Raw genomic sequence first — 18,353 nt, 5'->3', positions numbered from 1 at the left:
CAGTGATCAGTCAACAAAATTGAAATCATCGTAAAATTCGTCCCAGGCCCAGAACAGTGCAAAAAAACCAACAGGTGATGCTAATTGCTGTCCAGTTCTAGGACCCTCCACCGCTACTCCAAACACATTCCAGTAATTGTCTTCACTATCCTTCATCACGATGGGGAACTTATTTTGAACAGCCTGGAACACAGCAGTACCGTCATTGATATATGAAGTAATATAATGGTCATTCCGATTGCCTATAATGAGGGTCTGTTTATTGGCAATATTGTCAGTTAAAAGCTCTGTCTGATCACCGAAATCATCGTAATGATAAATAAAAACCTCGGTGTTTTTAACAGCCTCGGCACTTGCAAATTGTTGACTTGTCGTCCTGCCTATTATTCCGTAGACCAAATCTCCGACTTTTACATCAGCTTTATTGGCCTGTGTATTATTGCTCGATTGGCTTATACTTGAAATGGTAAATACCTTGGCATCAGGAAAATTTGTCCTGACTGTTTTCCAGGTCATTTCAACAAAATTAAAAGTGCCGCTGAACTCCCCTGCATACCGGCCTTTGATGCATTGCCCCAGCATTTGGGACCAATACGTCTCACTGCTTTCATCTTTAAGAATCACATTATCATACAACAGATATCCGGAGGCCCGTAAAACAAAATTATCAGTTTTGAATCTATTGTTGATCAAAAGGGCACTTTGCGTTTGAGGGCAATACGTTAAGGCATATGAAATTCCGTTAACCTGGTCATTCACAGATTCAAAGGAATTCAAATAAAGATAAGGATATACCCTGATTTCACCTTCTATATATGCTACTGCCGCAAGGGATTCATCGGATAGGAATTGAACCTCCGAAACCTTAAAAAGTTTGGGATCTTTGGCAAGGGGAAAGGGGTTGTCGGAGCCATTGATCAACCCCGACGGAATGGTCCAATCAAAATTGTCAAGTTGGGGAGCATCATTGACATTTTGACCCATATCGTCTGAATCAGCACAGGAAACAGCAAAGTAAACTAAAGATATTAGCAGTATTATTTTCTTCATCCTTGAGTTTTTATAATAGACGCTGATGATAACAGCAGCTTACAAAATTCAAAAATAAAGTGTGTCTAAAACACTGAATGCCGGATTTAGAGCTGGCCGGTTAGCCATTTATAAATATCATTTCCATTGGCAAACAACAACAATGATATCAGAATGATAAAACCTATGATCTGCGCATATTCCAAGAATTTATCACTTGGTTTTCTCCCGCTTATAATTTCAAACATCGTAAAAACCACATGCCCGCCATCGAGGGCAGGTATAGGTAATAAATTCATAAACCCGAGCATGATCGAAAGTAAAGCAGTTATGTTCCAAAAAGCCTGCCAGTTCCATTTAGAAGGGAAGATATTGCCTATAGTGATAAAACCTCCAAGTTGTGTTGCACCTTTCTTTGTGAATACATACTTGAACTGACCCATATAATCTTTTAAAGTCCAATATGCCTTAGCAAAACCAGGACGGATACTTTCTCCAAATGAGTAATCCTTATGGCTTAAAGTAATAACATCCTCGGTGTAGCCTTTTGGATAGACACCTAGTTTTTGATCATCTCCCGGAACAATCATAAAAGTTTCATTCGTTCCGTCTCGATCAACAGTGACTTTGATTTCCTTATTCTTTGGGTTATTTATGACAACATGTGTGAATTCATCCCAGTAGTTGACTTTTTGATCATTAATTTCAGTAATGATATCTCCTTTTTTTAAACCTGCCTCAAAAGCGGGAGTTCCAGGGACAATGCTATCAAGGATAGAATGGATTCGAGGGTTAAAAGGATCTAAATTTCCAGCTTGCCACATTTGCAAACCAATGTCTTCAGGTAATTCAATAATCTCCGCATTTCCATCCGGATGATTCACTTCAATATTTTTTATATCCCTCAGAAACAGGTGCCTGTTAACGTCAAGCACATCAAAAGGAACCTCATCATTGATTTTTACAATTTTGTCCCCATCCTGAAATCCAAGGCTTTTGAACAGATCCGACACATAGAATCCTTCTTTTACATCTTCAGCAGCCACATAGTTATCTCCCCATGCTGTGAACATCATGATATAAATGAATATCCCCAAAATAAAATTCACAGTAACCCCTCCGAGCATAATGATCAGTCTCTGCCATGCTGGTTTTGATCTGAATTCCCAAGGTTGAGGAGGTTGTGCCATTTGTTCCTTATCCATACTTTCATCGATCATACCGGATATTTTTACATAGCCACCCAGTGGGATCCATCCTATACCATACACGGTTTCCCCAATTTTCTTTTTGAATATGGAGAATTTATAGTCGAAGAAAAGATAAAATTTTTCAACTCTGGTTTTAAATAATTTTGCGGGAATAAAGTGGCCCAATTCATGTAAAATAATGAGTAGTGATAAACTCAATAAGAACTGGGTAATTTTTATATAGGTTTCCATTGATAGTATTCAAATTTTAAAGGACGACAAATGTACACTTTATGAACAATATTAGGAAATCAGTCTTCTGAAATAGTTGTTAAAAGTTTTATTTTTTGAGAATAGTCTTGTGAAGGCTGCCTTGGTCAGTATCAATAACTACTAAATGCACGCCAAATTCAAGCTGTTGCATGGCAATACTGTTTTGGGGATCAGTTTGTTCAAGAATTTTTTTCCCAAGCACATTATAAATAGTGATCTTTCTTATCTCAATGACGCCATTTCCCGAAATATACAATTCATCGGCAACCGGATTGGGATAAATGGAAATAATATTCTTAAGGCTGTCCTGATCCAGGCCTAATACAGCTCGGTTGTTTCTTGAAATCAGATGTGCTTCGGGGTCTATTTGAATAGACGCAACCTGAAAATCAACTTCAACGCTAAACAATTGCTTGTCTTGAGAGACTTCAAGTCGCAATTTTTCTGTTTCTCCCGAAGTTCCGTTAACCAGCACAGGTAAGGGCATCTCGAAAAAAGAAACAGACGTATGAGATTGCCGCTGATTCACCTGAAAATGTACAGTTTTGTCAGAAGCATCCTGATTCCATACTACCTCATATATGGGGTATCCCTGCCCGTAATACCAATCCTTAAAGAATTCATCAAGTCCTTCGCCACTTGCAGTTTCCAAATGCCTTTGAAGATCAGAGGTCCTCGCATATGAATAGCTGAGTTGGGGATCCGAAAGATAGTTTTTTAGCCCGCTAAAAAAGGCCTCATCACCAAGTTTGTAGCGCAGCATATGAAGTATCATGGCACCTTTTCGATAGCTCAGGCGACTGTTGAAGATTCGGGAAACAGAACTCGTATCAGTTACAAAAGTTGATCCCGACGATATTGATGTAACATCAATAACGACTGCTTTTCTCCATTGAGAAAACGCTGTTTCCCCGTCAAAGTTTTCATAGACCAGACCATCAAGATAGGTTGCAAAACCTTCGTTTAACCATATATCCTCCCAGCTCCCGCAAGTAACTTTATTGCCAAACCACTGGTGCGCCAGTTCATGTGCGATCAATCCTCTGCTCCAGCCACCCATAAAAGTCATGGTGGTATGCTCCATGCCGCCACCCCATCCAAACTGCGCATGCCCGTATTTTTCCCTGGCAAAAGGATATATCTCGAACAGATCGCCATAGAGTTGCATGATACTTGGTGTAATGGAGGTGCTATTTTTGATGGAATTTAAATCTTCAGGATACACATAATTGACGATGTCGAAATCCAACCCTGGGACATTGTCAGTGTATACCGAATAATTTGTAACGGCAATGGCGATCAAATAGGCCGGAATAGGGTATTTATGGCGCCAATGCGTAAGCGTTGATTGAGCATTTGACGTTTCTGAAATCAACAATCCATTTGAGGCAGCCTTGTAAGCTTCGGGATGTTTAATAAAGACGTCAATAGAATCAATTTTATCGATCAGATCCTGTTTACACGGCCACCATCCTTTGGCCCCATAAGGTTCTGACAGGGTCCACAATACGGGTACGTTTCCTGCACCATGTGTACTGATCTCAAATGATCCAAATCCAGAACTAACCGGATTGCCGGCATAAAATACAGTGAGCGAGTCAAGTACATTTTGCTTCTGGGATGAAGGTAGGCTGATGATTAATTCATCATTGCTGTTTTGAAGAAAAGTTAAGGCCTCTCCTCGCTGAATCACCTGTGATACGGTCATATTGTCCGCGAGGTCAAAAACTACTTCTTCCATATCGTTCAGGGCGGTAAAGTAGGTTGTCACTTCTCCTTTTATCTGAGCTATTGCAGGATCAACTTCCCAAAGAAGCCTGTGATAACTCACATCATAATTCACGGTGTTTGGATTGGCTTTATAAGCAATTTTCTGGGCCGAATTTTCCTTTTCCGAAGCAGCGATCTCCTTGAGGTAATCCAGATTCATAAAGTCTTGCTCTTGGGCGATTCCTGAGAGGAAAAATAATAATAGTCCCTGGAGCATTAAATACTTCATAAAGCTTACTTTTGTACTTCTGTTAGCAATTTTTAAAGAATCTCAAAGATACAAAATATGTATTTAATCGAATTTTTCAAGAAGTCAAAATCTACGTTTATCTTTCTTTTCTTCTTTACTTTGATCTTTCTTCCTATTCTTTATTTTCTTGTAAAACCTAAAAGTAAACTTCCTGTTTATAACCCTGTTGATGTGAACCCAAGATTGGTGGATGATGCCGTAAAACACATCAGCCGGGACCATAGGATTGGTGATTTTCATTTGATCAATCAGAATGGAGATTCGATAAGTAAAAGTGATTTTGAGGGTAAAATTTACATCGCTGACTTCTTTTTTACCAGGTGTCAAACCATTTGTCCGATTATGGCGATAAATATGTCAGAACTTCAGGAGTATTATAAAGAAGATGATGATTTGAAATTTCTTTCCCATTCTGTTACCCCTGATATAGACAGTGTCTCTGTGCTCAGGGCCTATGCTGATAAAAACAATGCCATTGATGGAAAATGGGAGATTACCACCGGTAAGAAAACACATATTTATGAGCTGGCTCGAAAATCTTATTTTGCTGTTTTGGACGAAGGTGACGGCGGGGAACAGGATTTTATTCATACCGAACAGTTTGTACTCGTGGATAAACAAAAACAGATCAGGGGATTTTACGACGGAACAGATGCGAGAGAAATAGAACGCATTATTAAAGATATTGAAGTGCTTAAATCAGAAGATTGATCACGAGTTTGAAAAGGCTCAAATATTTTCCTGTTTCGTGACAATTATCAGTTTTAAACAAATATTTTTACGTAATTTCGCATGGTATTTATATTTAATCTAAATAAAAATTGAGTACCAGTATCGCAAATTTACGTGTTGGAGAAACGGGGATCATTGAGGAGATCTCACTTGATTGTATTCCTTTGTCACTTCTTGAAATGGGTTGCATGCCAGGTGAGACGGTTGAATTGATCCAAAAGGCCCCATTGAAAGACCCCTTGTATATTCGTGTAAATGGCAGTCATCTCGCCATCAGAACAGAAACTGCGTCACAAATTCTGATAACCAAAGCGTAATTCATGCCAGAACATAAAGCCATAAAAGTAGCTTTAGTTGGTAATCCTAATACTGGAAAGACTTCCCTGTTCAACCAACTTACCGGTTTGAAACAAAAAGTGGGTAATTACCCTGGTATTACTGTTGATAAAAAAGTAGGGAGGGCCAAGCTTTCAGATGGATATTATGCATCAATAGTTGATCTTCCCGGAACTTACAGTATCAATCCGACCACAATTGATGAAAATATTGTTTTACAAACCTTACTCAATCAGGAACACGAAGATTACCCGGATGTGATTGTTGTTGTCGCCGATATTGAAAATATCAAAAGAAACCTTCTATTGTATTCACAGATTAAGGATCTTGAAATTCCGACAATACTCGCCATAAACATGGCGGATCAATTATCCAGAAAAGGGGTGGAGATCGATCTGGAACAACTGAAAATTGAATTGAAAAGTGAAGTGGTTCTCGTAAGTGCCCGCAAAAATATTGGAATTGATGCCTTAAGGAAAGTTATTCTTGATTACAAGCAACTTGATACCTCGCCAATTGCCCATATATCCTCCAGGATCGACAAAGAGTATTTTGATGAACTGGATGAGAAATTTCCCGGGATGTCACTATACAAGACCTGGTTATGCATTACCCAACTAGAGGAATTCAATGGGTTGAGTGAAGAGGAAATAGCATTGATTAAAAGCTATAAGCAGGATAAACCGAAACTTAAAAAATTTCAGCATAAGGAAACGATCTATCGCTACCAGCAAATTAATTCTATTCTAAAAAAAGCCTATAAAGTCGATCGGTCAAAGGCAAGAGACTTAAGGAGCAGGCTAGACAGGGTATTGACTCACAAAATCTTTGGATATATAATTTTTGCCGCCATTTTGATGATGATTTTTCAATCTATATTTGATTGGGCCAGTATTCCAATGGATTATATAGATGCGTTTTTTGCTGAACTCAGCCAGGCTGTTCAACAAGTACTTCCTGAGGGAAGAATAACTGACTTGATTAGCCAGGGGGTAATCCCTGGAATTGGTGGAATTGTGATCTTTATTCCTCAGATTGCCATTCTATTTCTCTTTGTCTCAATCCTTGAAGAGACGGGGTATATGAGTCGTGTAGTATTTCTTATGGATAAGATCATGCGCCGCTTTGGCATGAGTGGTAAAAGTGTTGTCCCCTTAATATCCGGTACGGCTTGTGCCATACCCGCAGTAATGGCTGCACGAAATATCAGTGGTTGGAAAGAAAGACTTATTACGATATTGGTAGTTCCCTTTGTTACCTGTTCTGCCAGGCTCCCGGTGTATGCCATTATTATTGCCCTGATTATTCCGCAGAACCGTGTACTCGGGATATTTAGCCTTCAGGGATTAACCTTGCTGGGCTTGTATCTTCTGGGCTTTAGCATGGCCATAGTTTCAGGGTATCTTTTACATAAAACCCTTAAGGTTGAAGGAAGAAGTTTCTTCCTGATCGAAATGCCTGATTACAAGCTTCCATCCATTAAAAATGTTTTTTACACGGTCGTGGAAAAAACAAAGGCTTTTGTCTTCGGTGCCGGTAAAATTATTTTGGCCATCTCAATCATACTTTGGTTTCTGGCGTCTAACGGTCCATCTTCGTTTGACTCGGCTGAGGCTGATTTCGCCTTATCAAGAGACACCGAAATTGGACAGGAAGTGGGTTATAATGAAGCTCTTGCATCTTATAAACTTAAACATTCGTATATTGGAGTGATGGGCAAGGCAATTGAACCTGCCATAAGGCCTTTGGGATATGACTGGAAGATTGGAATAGCCTTGATTTCATCTTTTGCGGCGAGAGAAGTTTTTGTTGGTACTTTGGCCACCATATACAGTGTAGGAAATGATGACGAAGAGAATACGACCATAAAACAGCGTATGTCAGAAGAGATCAATGAGAATACAGGAGAAAAACTTTTTAACGTACCCGTTGGGATGTCGCTTTTGGTATTTTATGCATTTGCCATGCAATGCGTTAGCACACTGGCGGTTGTAAAAAGAGAGACCAATAGTTGGAAATGGCCTATGATTCAGTTAGTTGGAATGGGGCTGATCGCCTATTTTGCATCTTTTCTTACCTTTACACTTCTAAATTAAGACACATGTTTCAGGAGATTCTGGTTTATTTATTGGTTTTGCTGGCTTTGCTTTTTTTGATTAAAAAATTCTTCTTTAAGCCAAAAAAAAAGGATTCCAATTGTGATTCTGACTGCAATTGTTAGCGCTATCTGACCAGAATTAACGAAGTTTCTTTGCAAGGATCAAGGAGATTTACATAATTTATTTATATTTATTCCAAAGTTAGAGGGAACACTGGTTCCAATTATTATTCAAAATCAAATCTTAATCAAGTATATATGAAATCAACTACTTCACTAAAATTACTTTTACTTACCTTTTTTCTGATGGGAGAGCTTAGTTATGCTCAAGTAAAAATCGGGGCTAAGGTCGGCTATAGCGTTGGGCGGATAACCGACAATTCTGATAATATCTATACCGAAGATTATAAATCGACGTCGGGTGTCGACGTCGGGATCATGTTCGAATTCCCTGTTTCGGATTTATTTTCATTGCAAACGGAAATTTTATATACCCAAAGAGGAGGAGATCGAACAGGAATGCAACCGATACCAACTGCTGCCTTGGAGGATTTCGGATCAGTGGATCAGCTTAATTATATGCTTTCCCTTCAGGGAAAGGGCCCGGTTGACGATTTAAACCCAATGTATGCTGACTTCAACAATATTTCGAATCTTAATTACATTGAAATCCCAATTATGGGTAAGCTGGGCTGGGGTGAAACCTGGAGATTTTATGTAGAAGCAGGACCGTATATTGGTTTTTTGGTGAACGCTTCTCAAAACACCAGCGGCACAAGCCTTATAACACTGGATGCTGCGGGGCAGGATCCATTGATTGTTGCGAATCCTAATTACGACCCTTCCAATCCATCATCAGGTCCGTTATGGGTACCCGTTCCACCTCAGTCTTTTGATGCTGAAACTGATACAAAAGATGAGCTGAACACCTTAAACTTTGGTTTTCACGCAGGCACAGGCCTCATCAGGAAAATCGCTGATAAACATGAAGTCTTTGTGGGATTCAGAGGATCATGGGGTGCGAAAAGCCTTCAAAAAGATGAAGTTTTTGGGGATAGCCACGTTGGCGGACTGATATTTTCCTTGGGTTATATGTTTACCTTGGAATAGGATAAATTACAAAAAAAAAAGTGCCTGGTCACCCGGTTTTCCTTATGTCCCTTGCTCAGCAAATTATTTTCTTGATTTCTTTGCCTGTAGAGTCAAATATTTTAGCTTCAACCGTTTTGATTTTGGAGTGGTTGTCATAATTTAAATAAATATAACCATCTTCATCTCCCTATTTGTTCATAATAGTCACGGCCATTTTTTTACTGACGATCATTTTTGAAGAATTCAAAACCTCAATATCAGTATGGTCGTATCTGATGATTGCATTGGCATTAATGCTAAGGCTATCTGGAATGAGAAGTATGTTTAAATTTTGATTCTGCGCGTACGTAAAAAGGTTAAAAAGTGTAAATAGGGTTAGCGTGAAAAAGTTCTTTTTCATAGATGCAATTTGATTTATTAAGAAGTTTTATCAAAATTATTGCTTGAATTCTGTATCAATAACTATAGTCACAGGACCATCATTCTGAAGGTCTATTTTCATATCGGCACCAAAGATTCCCGTTCCCGCTTTTTTTCCTAATTCCATTTCAATATCTTCGATAAACTGTGTATACAGGGGTACGGCAATCTCCGCATTTGCAGCCTTGATATATGAGGGTCGGTTTCCTTTTTTTGTGCTGGCCATAAGTGTAAATTGGCTCACAATGATTACTTCCCCGTCTATGTCTAAAAGGGAATGGTTCATGATGCCTTTATCATCATTAAAAATTCTGAGATTTAAAATTTTTTTACTGAGCCAAATTGAGTCTTCCCTGGTATCTGACGCAGTGATACCCAATAGCACAAGGAGTCCTTTTCTTATGCTGCTTGTTACTTGACCATCCACTGTTACTGAGGCATGGTTTACTCTTTGAATCACTGCTTTCATTTCATGATTTTTGATGAACAGATTCACAAATAAAAACAAATTATTTTAAAAATAAAAATGATAACTATCGTAAAAATTTGAATAAAATATAAAAAATTAACAAAAATATCTCTTAAAAAATAAAATTAATACATATATTCTTTAAAATATTCTAAAAATCGTAAGTATTGGTTCTGTAGCTTTCTTCCTCGCCTTCAAGTATTTGTAAGTAACTCCTGTAGCGCGAAGCTGCAATTTTTCCTTCTTCCAGAGCTTTTTTAACCGCGCATTTTGGTTCGTTAACATGTAAGCAATTATTGAACTTACACAGGTGTTTCAAAGCAAAGAATTCAGGATAAAAATCGGTTATTTCACTGGGTTCAAAATCAACCACTCCAAATCCTTTGATACCCGGGGTATCAATGATATAACTTTCAGGTTCGGTGGGTATGGCAAACATCTCAGCAAAAGTAGTGGTATGTTGGCCTTGTTTGTGCTGGGTTGATACTTCAGCAGTTTTTAATTGCAAGCCCGGATAAATAGCGTTGATAAGGGTTGATTTCCCTACCCCGGAATGCCCTGAGAACATACTTATCTTGCCTAACATCAATTTTTTAACGGCATCGATGTTACTGGGTAATGTGGCGGATATTTCAAGGCAGGTATAGCCAATGTCAGTGTAAGTTTTTACTAACTTGTTCTTCTTTTCTTCCAAAACATCATCATTGAGATCCATTTTGTTGAATAAAAGCACGGCCCTGATATGGTAGGCTTCTGCTGTTGCTAAAAACCTGTCGATAAAAGAAGTAAAGGTAGGAGGGTTGTCGAGGGTTACAAGCAAGAAAGCCAAATCTATATTTGCAGCAATAATATGGGTCTGTTTTGAAAGGTTGACTGATTTTCTGACAATATAATTTTTTCTGTCGTGGATGGCTGTAATTACGCCGGTATTCGAATTTAACTCCATGTCAAAGTCAACATGATCCCCGACGGTTACAGGGTTGGTACTTTTAATTCCTTTGGTCCTGAATTTACCCCTGATACGACATTGAACCTGTTTATGGGCCTCTGTTCTTACCCAATACCAACTTCCAGTAGATTTAATAACAACACCTGTCATAAAGGCAAAGATACTTATTAAAAATGCAAAAGACCGTAATTGATCCTTACGGTCTTTTGACTATTTGATTTACATCAGGTTAGTTTTCGTCGGGTAAAGTTGAATAGTCTTTGGCATACATTAGCATTTGAACTGCAAAACTTTCGGGCTGCATCAATTCTATATCAACAATCTCACCTTTTTCGTCTTCCACAGGAACCAATACCGGATTGATAAAACCTGAATATGGGGCTGACTTGAACTGACTATTTCTTTCAAGTACTTCCCTGTGAATTTCCTGATTCACCTTTACGCCATAGGTTTCAACAAGAGCTTTCCCGGCCTCATAATCTCCTTCCGATTTGATTCTTTGAATTTCTTTGAGAAGTTCTCCAAATAAGACTCTTAATTTTTCATAGTCATTCACTTTAAAATAGGTTTTGCCGTCTTTGCTTACCTTTTCAACCACATTTTCGGCACTTCCTTTTTCCATGGCCCATGCGGCAACCAATTGTCTGTTTCTCATATGAGCCTCTTCGATGTCGTCACCCAAATTCAACCGGATCAATTGCGTCATTAAACCATTTCGAATATATCCGTCATAGGCTGCTTTCCCGATACTGTCCGCATTAGGGGAAATTCCTATTTCTACCAATTTTTCATCAGGCAAATAATAAAGGCCAACCAAATCGGCTCTGGCCTCTTCTAGCGTTGAAGAATAGTTTTTCAATGTTTCTTTTGGTGTTCCCACGCCTTCGTTCAGTTTTCCACTCGCGTGTCCGATCACCTCATGTAAAGCAGTGTGAAGTTTGTCGGCAAGTTGGCCGTATGATTCTTCAGTTTTGATTTCTTCCTCATCAAAGGCAAATTCTTTTAAACGTCCGCTTCCGCCTGCATTGTTATAGGCGTGAATGATATTACCTAAAGAAACTGATTTTGAGCCATGTTGTTCCCTGATCCAGTTATTGTTCGGAAGATTAATCCCAATAGGCGTTGAAGGTGATGCATCTCCGGATTCTGACACCACGTTTACTGTTTTGTACGAAACACCGACAACATTTTCCTTTTTGTGGGCAGGATCCAAAGGTGAATTATCTTCAAACCATTGAGCGTTTTCGGCCAAAGCAGCCATTTTTTCGGACATTTCAAAATCCTTGATTTGAACTACAGATTCATAAGATCCTTTATAACCTTTAGGATCGTTATAGACTTCAATGAATCCGTTGATATAATCAATATCACCTTCTGTTGACTTGGCCCAAACGACATTGTATTCATCCCATGTTTTAAGGTCACCGGTCTGATAGTATTTAATCAGTAAAGTCAATCCCTTGACCTGAGCCTCATTTTCTGCTACATCTTTTGCTTTTTCAAGCCAGAAGATAATTTGATCGATGGCTGCTCCGTACATACCGCCACTTTTCCAAACATTTTCTTTTAAACGGCCATTTTCTTTGATCAGTTTTGAATTTAAGCCTTTCTCTATCGGCTGGTTTTTATCAGTTTTAATAGCGGCATAATAACTATCTACTTCTTCAGCAGAAATATCTTTTCCGTAAAAATTGCTCGCCGATCCTTTAATAAGGCCCTTATCAGCATTTAAATTAACTTTTTTTGCATCATCTTCATTAAAGATAATATCAAGAGCTTCCCCCTCAAGGTTTGTATCAGTTGATTTAATTAAGCTTTCTAAATATTCCCTTGAAAATTGGGGAACAAATTTATCATTGGCATAGTGATGGTGGATCCCATTGGCAAACCATATTTGTTTTAGATAGGTTTCAAAATGCTTCCAGTTATCTGTATTTTTATCTCCTTCGAATTTTGAGTATGCGCCTTCAAGTGCTCTTCTGATTTTGAGATTGTGCCTGTAATTCTGATCATAAATGATATCCCTTCCGGCCAATCCTGCCTGGCTCAGGAAGTAAACATACTTTTTTTGTTGTTTGCTCAACTCATCAAATCCAGGGACCTGATACCTCAGTATTTTGACGTCTGCAAATTGTTCAGAAGTGTATTCAAATGAATCCTTCTTTACTTTTGATACTTCTGTTTTGACTGTTTCTCTTTGTTGCTTCTGACAAGAAAAAAGCAGGGTCGAAGCTAAAAGAATGACGAGGAAATATTTAAATTTCATAAGATATGTATTTGTTATGTTTTATTTTCAAATGTATAGAAAAACAAAAGTTTGACCAAATCAAAAGCATTAATTAAGTATCTCATATCTAATTAATTAAGATTTAATTATTATATTTGAAACCATGTTTTAATAAACTTCTTCCAAATGAGATTTTTAAAAAATATTTTTCTTCTGTTACTTGTGCTTTTTGTAGTTGGAGCCATTTATCTGGCAACACTTGACGGAAGCTATGACGTTTCAAAATCGAGAGCGATAAATGCAGATCGCATGGTAGTATTCAACGATCTGAATGATTTTAAAAATTGGAAGGAATGGGGGCCATGGTATGAGAAAGATTCCACTATTAGAGTTCAGTATGCAGACAATACCATTGGAGAAGGAGGGGCCTATACCTGGACCTCAGACATTGAAGGAGGCGGTAGCATGAAAACTGTAAAGATTCAAAAACCGGAGCGACTGGATCAGGAGATTGTTTTTGAAACACCATTTGGGGATATGATGTCTGACGTTTACTGGGTCTTGGAAAAAACCGATACCGGAACTGACCTTACCTGGGGCATGAGAGGTGAATTCCCCTTTTTTTTAAGATTTATGGCGTCTGGAATGGAAAAACAATTGGGACCAATGCAAAAGCGTGGTCTTGAATTATTTGATGAAAACTTACAGAGAAAATTGAAGGTTTACACAATTGATTCGGTTGGGGTAGTAGATTATAGCGGAGGATTTTATTTGTATCAATCAACTTCCAGCAAGATCAGCAATATGAATTCCAAACTTACACCGATGATGGAAGCCATTGAGAAATTTGTAAGTGATAATCATATTCGATTGACTGGCAGCCCTTTTACCATTTATCACAAGTTTGATCAGGAGAATGGGACTACCATGTTTTCTGTGGCCTATCCTATTGCTGAACGTATCATTAGCCAGGACGCAGATATTTTAACAGGATATATGGAACGGGGAACTTATTTCAAAACTGTATTGACTGGTGATTATGGCAATTTAAAGGAAGCATGGGAAAAAGCAATGTTTGATGTATCTTCTTTGAAAGATTACAGGCTGATGGAAAATGGCGAACCTTTTGAAATCTATGTTAACAGTGCTCAAAGCACCCCAAACCCGGCAGAGTTAGTTACTGAAATCTACATTCCTGTTGCGTTGAAATCATATCAGGAAATTTGATTGTAGACCGAAGAATGTTGCTGTAAGGTTTTTGAAGAATTAACTCGGCTGAATCCCTGCCTGGCAGAAGGCTGGTTCGATTTTACGAGTTCAAGCATTATCCAATTAAATCAAGAATACATTACTTCCTGATACCTGAAACATTCCTGAACATGGTCATTGACCATCCCAATCGCCTGCATATAAGCATAGACCACTGTTGAACCGACAAATTTGAATCCCTTTTTTTTAAGCTCCTTTGAAATCAGATCAGAGGTGGATGTTGTTGCAGGAACCTGCTTGAGATTTTGCCATTGATTGCAAACAGGTTTGCCGTTGGTAAATTCCCAGAGGTATTTGGAAAAGGTTCCATATTCCTTTTGCACCTCTATAAAAGCTTTGGCATTGCCTATGGTGGCTTTTATTTTAAGTTTATTTCTGACTATACCCGAATCCAGAAGAAGTTCCTCGTACTTTTTTTCATCATACTTGGAAATTATCTGGTAATCGAAACCATCAAATGCAGCCCTAAAATTTTCGCGTTTTCTTAAAATTGTGATCCAGCTTAAACCAGCCTGAAAGGTTTCAAGCACTAGAAATTCAAACAATTGATCATCCGAAAATACCGGCACGCCCCATTCTTTATCATGATATGCCCTATATAATGGGTCTTCTCCACACCAGCTGCATCTTGATTTCTTCAATTTATTGATTTTATGACTTCGAAGATAAATCAATTTATTAAAAAAACGCAACAGAATATATTTTCTCTTATTTTTGATCAAACTTTCCAACGATGACGCTAAAAGAATCTTTATTTAAGCAATGCGAACTTTTTGTAAACGAAAAATCTGCCATTATTGAAGGTATAATGAGGAGCAATCAAATCGCTTTAGAGCAGGAATCAAAAAGTTCGGCCGGTGACAAGCACGAAACGGGAAGGGCCATGTTACATCTTGAAATGGAAAAAGCTTCTCAGCAATTCGAAGCGGTAAAACAGATGAGGGATGTTTTAAAGAAGATACAGATTAACTCAGTTTCGGAACGCATAAAATTGGGTAGCCTGGTCACAACTGACAGAGGAATTTATTTTCTTTCCATAAGCGCAGGTGCACTCGTCGCTGAAGGAAAAAGCTATTATGCCGTGTCTTTATCTTCACCGATAGGGGCGTGCCTTCTCGGTAGGAAACAGGGATCACAAATATCATTTGGCTCAAAAACAATTAGAATACAAGCGGTGGAATAACACTGTACATTCTGAAATAGTTAGTTCCACTTATTCAGATTAGTGATACCCATATGATACAGGGTAAAACTGAAAATATCTGCATACTGATCAATGGTTTTTGAAACCGGGGTACCTGCTCCGTGACCTACATTGGTCTCAATTCTGATGAGTACCGGCGAGTCGCTGCTTTGATTTTCCTGTAACTGAGCCGCAAATTTAAATGAATGCGCCGGAACAACCCTGTCATCATGATCCCCTGCAGTAATCAGGGTTGCAGGGTATGCCACACCTTTTTTTAAATTGTGCACGGGGGAATAGTCATATAAATAATTAAACATTTCTTTATTGTCTTCTGCTGTTCCGTAATCATAGGACCATCCGGCTCCAGCCGTAAAAGTATGATAGCGCAACATATCGAGAACACCTTTGTCCGGTAAGGCAACTTTCACAAGATCAGGTCTTTGTGTCATGGTTGCGGCAACGAGTAATCCTCCATTGGATCCGCCTTTAATGGCGAGGTAATCCCGTGATGTGTATTTATTATTAATAAGGTATTCAGCTGCGGCGATAAAATCATCAAACACATTTTGCTTTTTTAATTTAGTACCTGCATCATGCCATTTTTTACCGTATTCTCCACCACCCCTGAGGTTCGCAACGGCATAGACACCACCCATTTCAAGCCAGGTTGCTGTTACAACATTGAAGGAAGGCATGAGGCTTACGTTAAAGCCACCATAGCCGTAAAGTATTGTCGGGTTTTGGCCATTCCAGACCGTACCCTTTTTATAAGTAATTATCATGGGTATCTCGGTTCCGTCCTTGGAGGAATAAAATACCTGTTTGGATTCGTAATCATCTGATATAAAACCAACCTTTGGCACCTTGTAAACCTTAGATGCACCCTGATCAGGATCAAATTCAAAAATTGTACCGGGTGTGGTATAATTGGTAAAAGAATAATAAAGTAACTGATCATCCTTTTTACCTCTGAATCCAGACGAGGAACCAAGGCCCGGAAGTTCAATTTCTCGCAGTAATCTTCCCTTTCTGTCGTATTGCATTACCATCGAAAAGGCATCTTTCATATATTCAGCGAAAAAATATCCGCCACCCTTTGTCAAGCTTAAAACATGATCCGTTTCAGGGATAAAATCCTGCCAATGGTCCTGCTGGAGGTTTGCAAATGATGTTTTGATCACTTTTTTATTAGGTGCTTTCAAGTTAGTGACAATGAAAATCATCTGTCCATCGCTATCAATGACGTCATGGTCATTTTCGAAATTATCCACAATTGTGATCAATTTATTTTCTGGGGAACCAAGATCTTTGATATAAAGTTCGTTACCAGATGTCGAATTGGCCGCGCTGACAACCAGGTATTTTTGATCTTCCGTTACAGATCCTGCTACGAACCTTCTTTTGACAGTATCTCCAAATACGATCTTATCCTCCTTCTGAGACGTACCCAGTTTGTGATAATACAGTTTGTGCTGATCGGTCTTGGCCGACAATTCACTTCCTTCAGGTTTGTCATAGCTTGAATAATAGAAACCTTCATTTTTAAACCATGAAATGCCGCTGAATTTTACATCAATCAGGGTGTCTTCCATAATTTCTTTGGTAACTGCATCCATGAGAATCACCTTCTGCCAGTCGGATCCTCCTTCTGAGATAGCATATGCCACCCTTTTGCCATTTTTACTAAAAGATACCTGGCTCAGAGAAGTTGTCCCATCTTCCGAAAATTTATTAGGATCTAAAAATACTTCTTGGGAACCATTTTTTTCCCTGTAGAGTACGTACTGGTTTTGCAAGCCATCATTTTTGTAGAAATAATTGCAGTCTCCGTGCCTGGTTGGAGCAGAGTATTTGTCATAATCCGAAAGTTGAGTCAATCTTTCTTTGATCTCATCCCTGAAAGGAATTTGATTCAAATAATCAAAAGTTACTTCGTTTTGGGAACCGACCCATGCTTCTGTTTCTTTTGACCTGTCATCTTCCAGCCACCGATAAGGGTCCTTAACCTCCGTTCCAAAATATTTTTCAGATACTTTCCCTTTTCTGGTTTCGGGATATTTTAATTTCATAGTTAAGTTTTGTGCTTGAACGAATTGGGTAGCTACCACCCAAAAGGCCAAACATGGAAAACATAGTTGAATGCTCACCCTAAGTTTCATTAAATTTATCCAGGTCCTAATTCAAGGCATTGACGGTTCCTATTTTACCTGGAAGCAATTGTTTAAGGGTTGCTTCAATACCGTTTTTCAAGGTTATCGTTGATGAAGGACATCCGTTACAGGCGCCCTGTAGCAACACGTTAACCTCTTTAGTTTCGGCTATATACGAAAGGAATTGTATGTTGCCTCCATCTCCGGCGACAGCTGGCTTTATATATTCTTCCAAAACGGCAATGATCTCTTTGGAAATGTCGTCATCCGTAGCGGTAAATTTCATGTTATTTTGCTGTGAATCCTTTTTTACCGGTGAATAGCCTTCGGCTACAATTCTCCTATCACTTTGAAGGTATTCCTTTAAGAAATCCCTAAGGCTGTTGTTTATTTCGAACCATTCCAATTCATTAGATTTTTGAATGGATACATAATTATCTGAAATAAATACTTCCTTTACAAAGGGAAATTCAAAGAGTTCATAAGCCAAGGGGACTTCATGGGCATCTTTTTGTTCACTAAGCTCGATGTGCTGATTGCTGAGCAACCTGTTTGTAACGAATTTCTGAACGTTTGGATTAGGAGTGCTTTCGGCATAAACCTCAACGATTTGCTCCTTTTTGTCTTCTGAAAAAAGAGAATCATTTTGATCTAAATAGGCTTCAAGGATCTCTTGCAATTCTTTTTGAACTTCACTCCATTCAAGGATGTCAAACTTTTCCAAGGCGATAAAATTGGCCGTGATAAAAACTTTCTTGACAAAAGGCAAATGGAATAATTGCTGCACAAGGGCAGAATTCTTTGCATCATCGATAGAATTGTATTCAAAGCTGCTTTCGGTAAGCATTTTGTCTGCAACAAATTTAATGATCGCAGGGTTCGGGGTGTATTCTATTTTAATTTTTGACATAAA

The 18,353-nt window shown here is 38.6% G+C and carries 16 protein-coding genes; 6 read left to right on the top strand and 10 right to left on the bottom strand.

Translation table 11 applies throughout. From position 1 onward, the window contains the following. Positions 1-6: 6 nt before the first annotated feature. The 3 genes from AABB81_RS09580 to AABB81_RS09570 all read right to left on the bottom strand — a co-directional run bounded on the left by AABB81_RS09580 (position 7) and on the right by AABB81_RS09570 (position 4,491). On the bottom strand, positions 7-1,050 hold the full coding sequence (locus AABB81_RS09580) for a DUF3179 domain-containing (seleno)protein (protein ID WP_342160197.1): 1,044 nt from the start codon (positions 1,048-1,050) through the stop codon (positions 7-9). A gap of 86 nt (positions 1,051-1,136) precedes the next feature. Beyond that, positions 1,137-2,471, bottom strand: a complete 1,335-nt coding sequence (rseP, locus tag AABB81_RS09575; RefSeq protein WP_342160196.1) for an RIP metalloprotease RseP — start codon at positions 2,469-2,471, stop codon at positions 1,137-1,139. An 88-nt stretch (positions 2,472-2,559) separates the two neighbouring features. Continuing rightward, the gene (locus tag AABB81_RS09570) at positions 2,560-4,491 is read right to left on the bottom strand and encodes a M1 family metallopeptidase (protein WP_342160195.1); all 1,932 of its coding nucleotides are present in this window, start codon (positions 4,489-4,491) and stop codon (positions 2,560-2,562) included. A gap of 57 nt (positions 4,492-4,548) precedes the next feature. Between AABB81_RS09570 and AABB81_RS09565 the strand changes: the two genes are divergently transcribed. The 4 genes from AABB81_RS09565 (at position 4,549) to AABB81_RS09545 (ending at position 8,788) form a co-directional block, all read left to right on the top strand. Next, positions 4,549-5,223, top strand: coding sequence for an SCO family protein (locus AABB81_RS09565; protein WP_342160194.1), 675 nt, complete (start codon positions 4,549-4,551; stop codon positions 5,221-5,223). Between the two features lie 110 nt (positions 5,224-5,333). After that, on the top strand, positions 5,334-5,561 hold the full coding sequence (locus AABB81_RS09560) for a FeoA family protein (protein ID WP_342160193.1): 228 nt from the start codon (positions 5,334-5,336) through the stop codon (positions 5,559-5,561). Between the two features lie 3 nt (positions 5,562-5,564). Beyond that, positions 5,565-7,676 (top strand): ferrous iron transport protein B, encoded by a 2,112-nt coding sequence (feoB, locus tag AABB81_RS09555; RefSeq protein WP_342160191.1) that lies wholly within the window; start codon positions 5,565-5,567, stop codon positions 7,674-7,676. A 260-nt stretch (positions 7,677-7,936) separates the two neighbouring features. Then, positions 7,937-8,788: a porin family protein gene (locus AABB81_RS09545; RefSeq protein ID WP_342160188.1), complete on the top strand. Its 852-nt coding sequence runs from the start codon at positions 7,937-7,939 to the stop codon at positions 8,786-8,788. Positions 8,789-8,957: 169 nt separating this feature from the next. Here AABB81_RS09545 and AABB81_RS09540 read toward each other — a convergent pair whose 3' ends face one another. From AABB81_RS09540 to AABB81_RS09525, 4 genes are all read right to left on the bottom strand, one after another. Further along, positions 8,958-9,170, bottom strand: coding sequence for a hypothetical protein (locus AABB81_RS09540; protein ID WP_342160187.1), 213 nt, complete (start codon positions 9,168-9,170; stop codon positions 8,958-8,960). Between the two features lie 36 nt (positions 9,171-9,206). Beyond that, a complete protein-coding gene (gene dtd, locus AABB81_RS09535) occupies positions 9,207-9,659 on the bottom strand; it encodes a D-aminoacyl-tRNA deacylase (protein ID WP_342160186.1) in 453 nt (150 codons plus the stop codon). 151 nt (positions 9,660-9,810) lie between these two features. Then, on the bottom strand, positions 9,811-10,758 hold the full coding sequence (rsgA, locus tag AABB81_RS09530) for a ribosome small subunit-dependent GTPase A (RefSeq protein WP_342160185.1): 948 nt from the start codon (positions 10,756-10,758) through the stop codon (positions 9,811-9,813). Positions 10,759-10,837: 79 nt separating this feature from the next. Then, positions 10,838-12,874 (bottom strand): dipeptidyl-peptidase 3 family protein, encoded by a 2,037-nt coding sequence (locus tag AABB81_RS09525; protein ID WP_342160184.1) that lies wholly within the window; start codon positions 12,872-12,874, stop codon positions 10,838-10,840. A gap of 147 nt (positions 12,875-13,021) precedes the next feature. Here AABB81_RS09525 and AABB81_RS09520 point away from each other — a divergent pair, with 147 nt between their 5' ends. Then, a complete protein-coding gene (locus tag AABB81_RS09520; RefSeq protein WP_342160183.1) occupies positions 13,022-14,062 on the top strand; it encodes an SRPBCC family protein in 1,041 nt (346 codons plus the stop codon). A gap of 110 nt (positions 14,063-14,172) precedes the next feature. Here AABB81_RS09520 and AABB81_RS09515 read toward each other — a convergent pair whose 3' ends face one another. Continuing rightward, on the bottom strand, positions 14,173-14,745 hold the full coding sequence (locus tag AABB81_RS09515; RefSeq protein ID WP_342160182.1) for a DNA-3-methyladenine glycosylase I: 573 nt from the start codon (positions 14,743-14,745) through the stop codon (positions 14,173-14,175). A 92-nt stretch (positions 14,746-14,837) separates the two neighbouring features. On the opposite strand from AABB81_RS09515, the gene AABB81_RS09510 reads away from it, so the two are divergent. Next, positions 14,838-15,287 (top strand): 3-oxoacyl-ACP synthase, encoded by a 450-nt coding sequence (locus tag AABB81_RS09510; RefSeq protein ID WP_342160180.1) that lies wholly within the window; start codon positions 14,838-14,840, stop codon positions 15,285-15,287. A gap of 20 nt (positions 15,288-15,307) precedes the next feature. On the opposite strand, the gene AABB81_RS09505 is transcribed toward AABB81_RS09510, so the two are convergent. Both AABB81_RS09505 and AABB81_RS09500 read right to left on the bottom strand, forming a co-directional pair. Next, positions 15,308-17,359 carry a prolyl oligopeptidase family serine peptidase gene (locus AABB81_RS09505; protein ID WP_342160178.1) on the bottom strand — a complete coding sequence of 684 codons (2,052 nt, stop codon included), beginning with the start codon at positions 17,357-17,359 and terminating at the stop codon, positions 15,308-15,310. 106 nt (positions 17,360-17,465) lie between these two features. Then, the gene (locus AABB81_RS09500; protein WP_342160177.1) at positions 17,466-18,350 is read right to left on the bottom strand and encodes a NifU family protein; all 885 of its coding nucleotides are present in this window, start codon (positions 18,348-18,350) and stop codon (positions 17,466-17,468) included. Positions 18,351-18,353: the final 3 nt, after the last annotated feature.

It is taken from the genome of Lutimonas vermicola, assembly GCF_038433205.1.
Taxonomy (GTDB): domain Bacteria; phylum Bacteroidota; class Bacteroidia; order Flavobacteriales; family Flavobacteriaceae; genus Lutimonas; species Lutimonas vermicola.
The sequence above is the reverse complement of the archived record's forward strand: the minus strand, read 5'-3'. Positions and strand labels throughout refer to the sequence as shown.

What these genes read in the sequence shown, in the direction of transcription:
- AABB81_RS09580 (WP_342160197.1), bottom strand. Translation starts at nt 1,050, where the DNA reads ATGAAGAAAATAATACTGCTAATATCTTTAGTTTACTTTGCTGTTTCC.
- rseP (WP_342160196.1), bottom strand. Translation starts at nt 2,471, where the DNA reads ATGGAAACCTATATAAAAATTACCCAGTTCTTATTGAGTTTATCACTA.
- AABB81_RS09570 (WP_342160195.1), bottom strand. Translation starts at nt 4,491, where the DNA reads ATGAAGTATTTAATGCTCCAGGGACTATTATTATTTTTCCTCTCAGGA.
- AABB81_RS09565 (WP_342160194.1), top strand. Translation starts at nt 4,549, where the DNA reads ATGTATTTAATCGAATTTTTCAAGAAGTCAAAATCTACGTTTATCTTT.
- feoB (WP_342160191.1), top strand. Translation starts at nt 5,565, where the DNA reads ATGCCAGAACATAAAGCCATAAAAGTAGCTTTAGTTGGTAATCCTAAT.
- AABB81_RS09545 (WP_342160188.1), top strand. Translation starts at nt 7,937, where the DNA reads ATGAAATCAACTACTTCACTAAAATTACTTTTACTTACCTTTTTTCTG.
- AABB81_RS09540 (WP_342160187.1), bottom strand. Translation starts at nt 9,170, where the DNA reads ATGAAAAAGAACTTTTTCACGCTAACCCTATTTACACTTTTTAACCTT.
- dtd (WP_342160186.1), bottom strand. Translation starts at nt 9,659, where the DNA reads ATGAAAGCAGTGATTCAAAGAGTAAACCATGCCTCAGTAACAGTGGAT.
- rsgA (WP_342160185.1), bottom strand. Translation starts at nt 10,758, where the DNA reads ATGACAGGTGTTGTTATTAAATCTACTGGAAGTTGGTATTGGGTAAGA.
- AABB81_RS09525 (WP_342160184.1), bottom strand. Translation starts at nt 12,874, where the DNA reads ATGAAATTTAAATATTTCCTCGTCATTCTTTTAGCTTCGACCCTGCTT.
- AABB81_RS09520 (WP_342160183.1), top strand. Translation starts at nt 13,022, where the DNA reads ATGAGATTTTTAAAAAATATTTTTCTTCTGTTACTTGTGCTTTTTGTA.
- AABB81_RS09510 (WP_342160180.1), top strand. Translation starts at nt 14,838, where the DNA reads ATGACGCTAAAAGAATCTTTATTTAAGCAATGCGAACTTTTTGTAAAC.
- AABB81_RS09505 (WP_342160178.1), bottom strand. Translation starts at nt 17,359, where the DNA reads ATGAAATTAAAATATCCCGAAACCAGAAAAGGGAAAGTATCTGAAAAA.
- AABB81_RS09500 (WP_342160177.1), bottom strand. Translation starts at nt 18,350, where the DNA reads ATGTCAAAAATTAAAATAGAATACACCCCGAACCCTGCGATCATTAAA.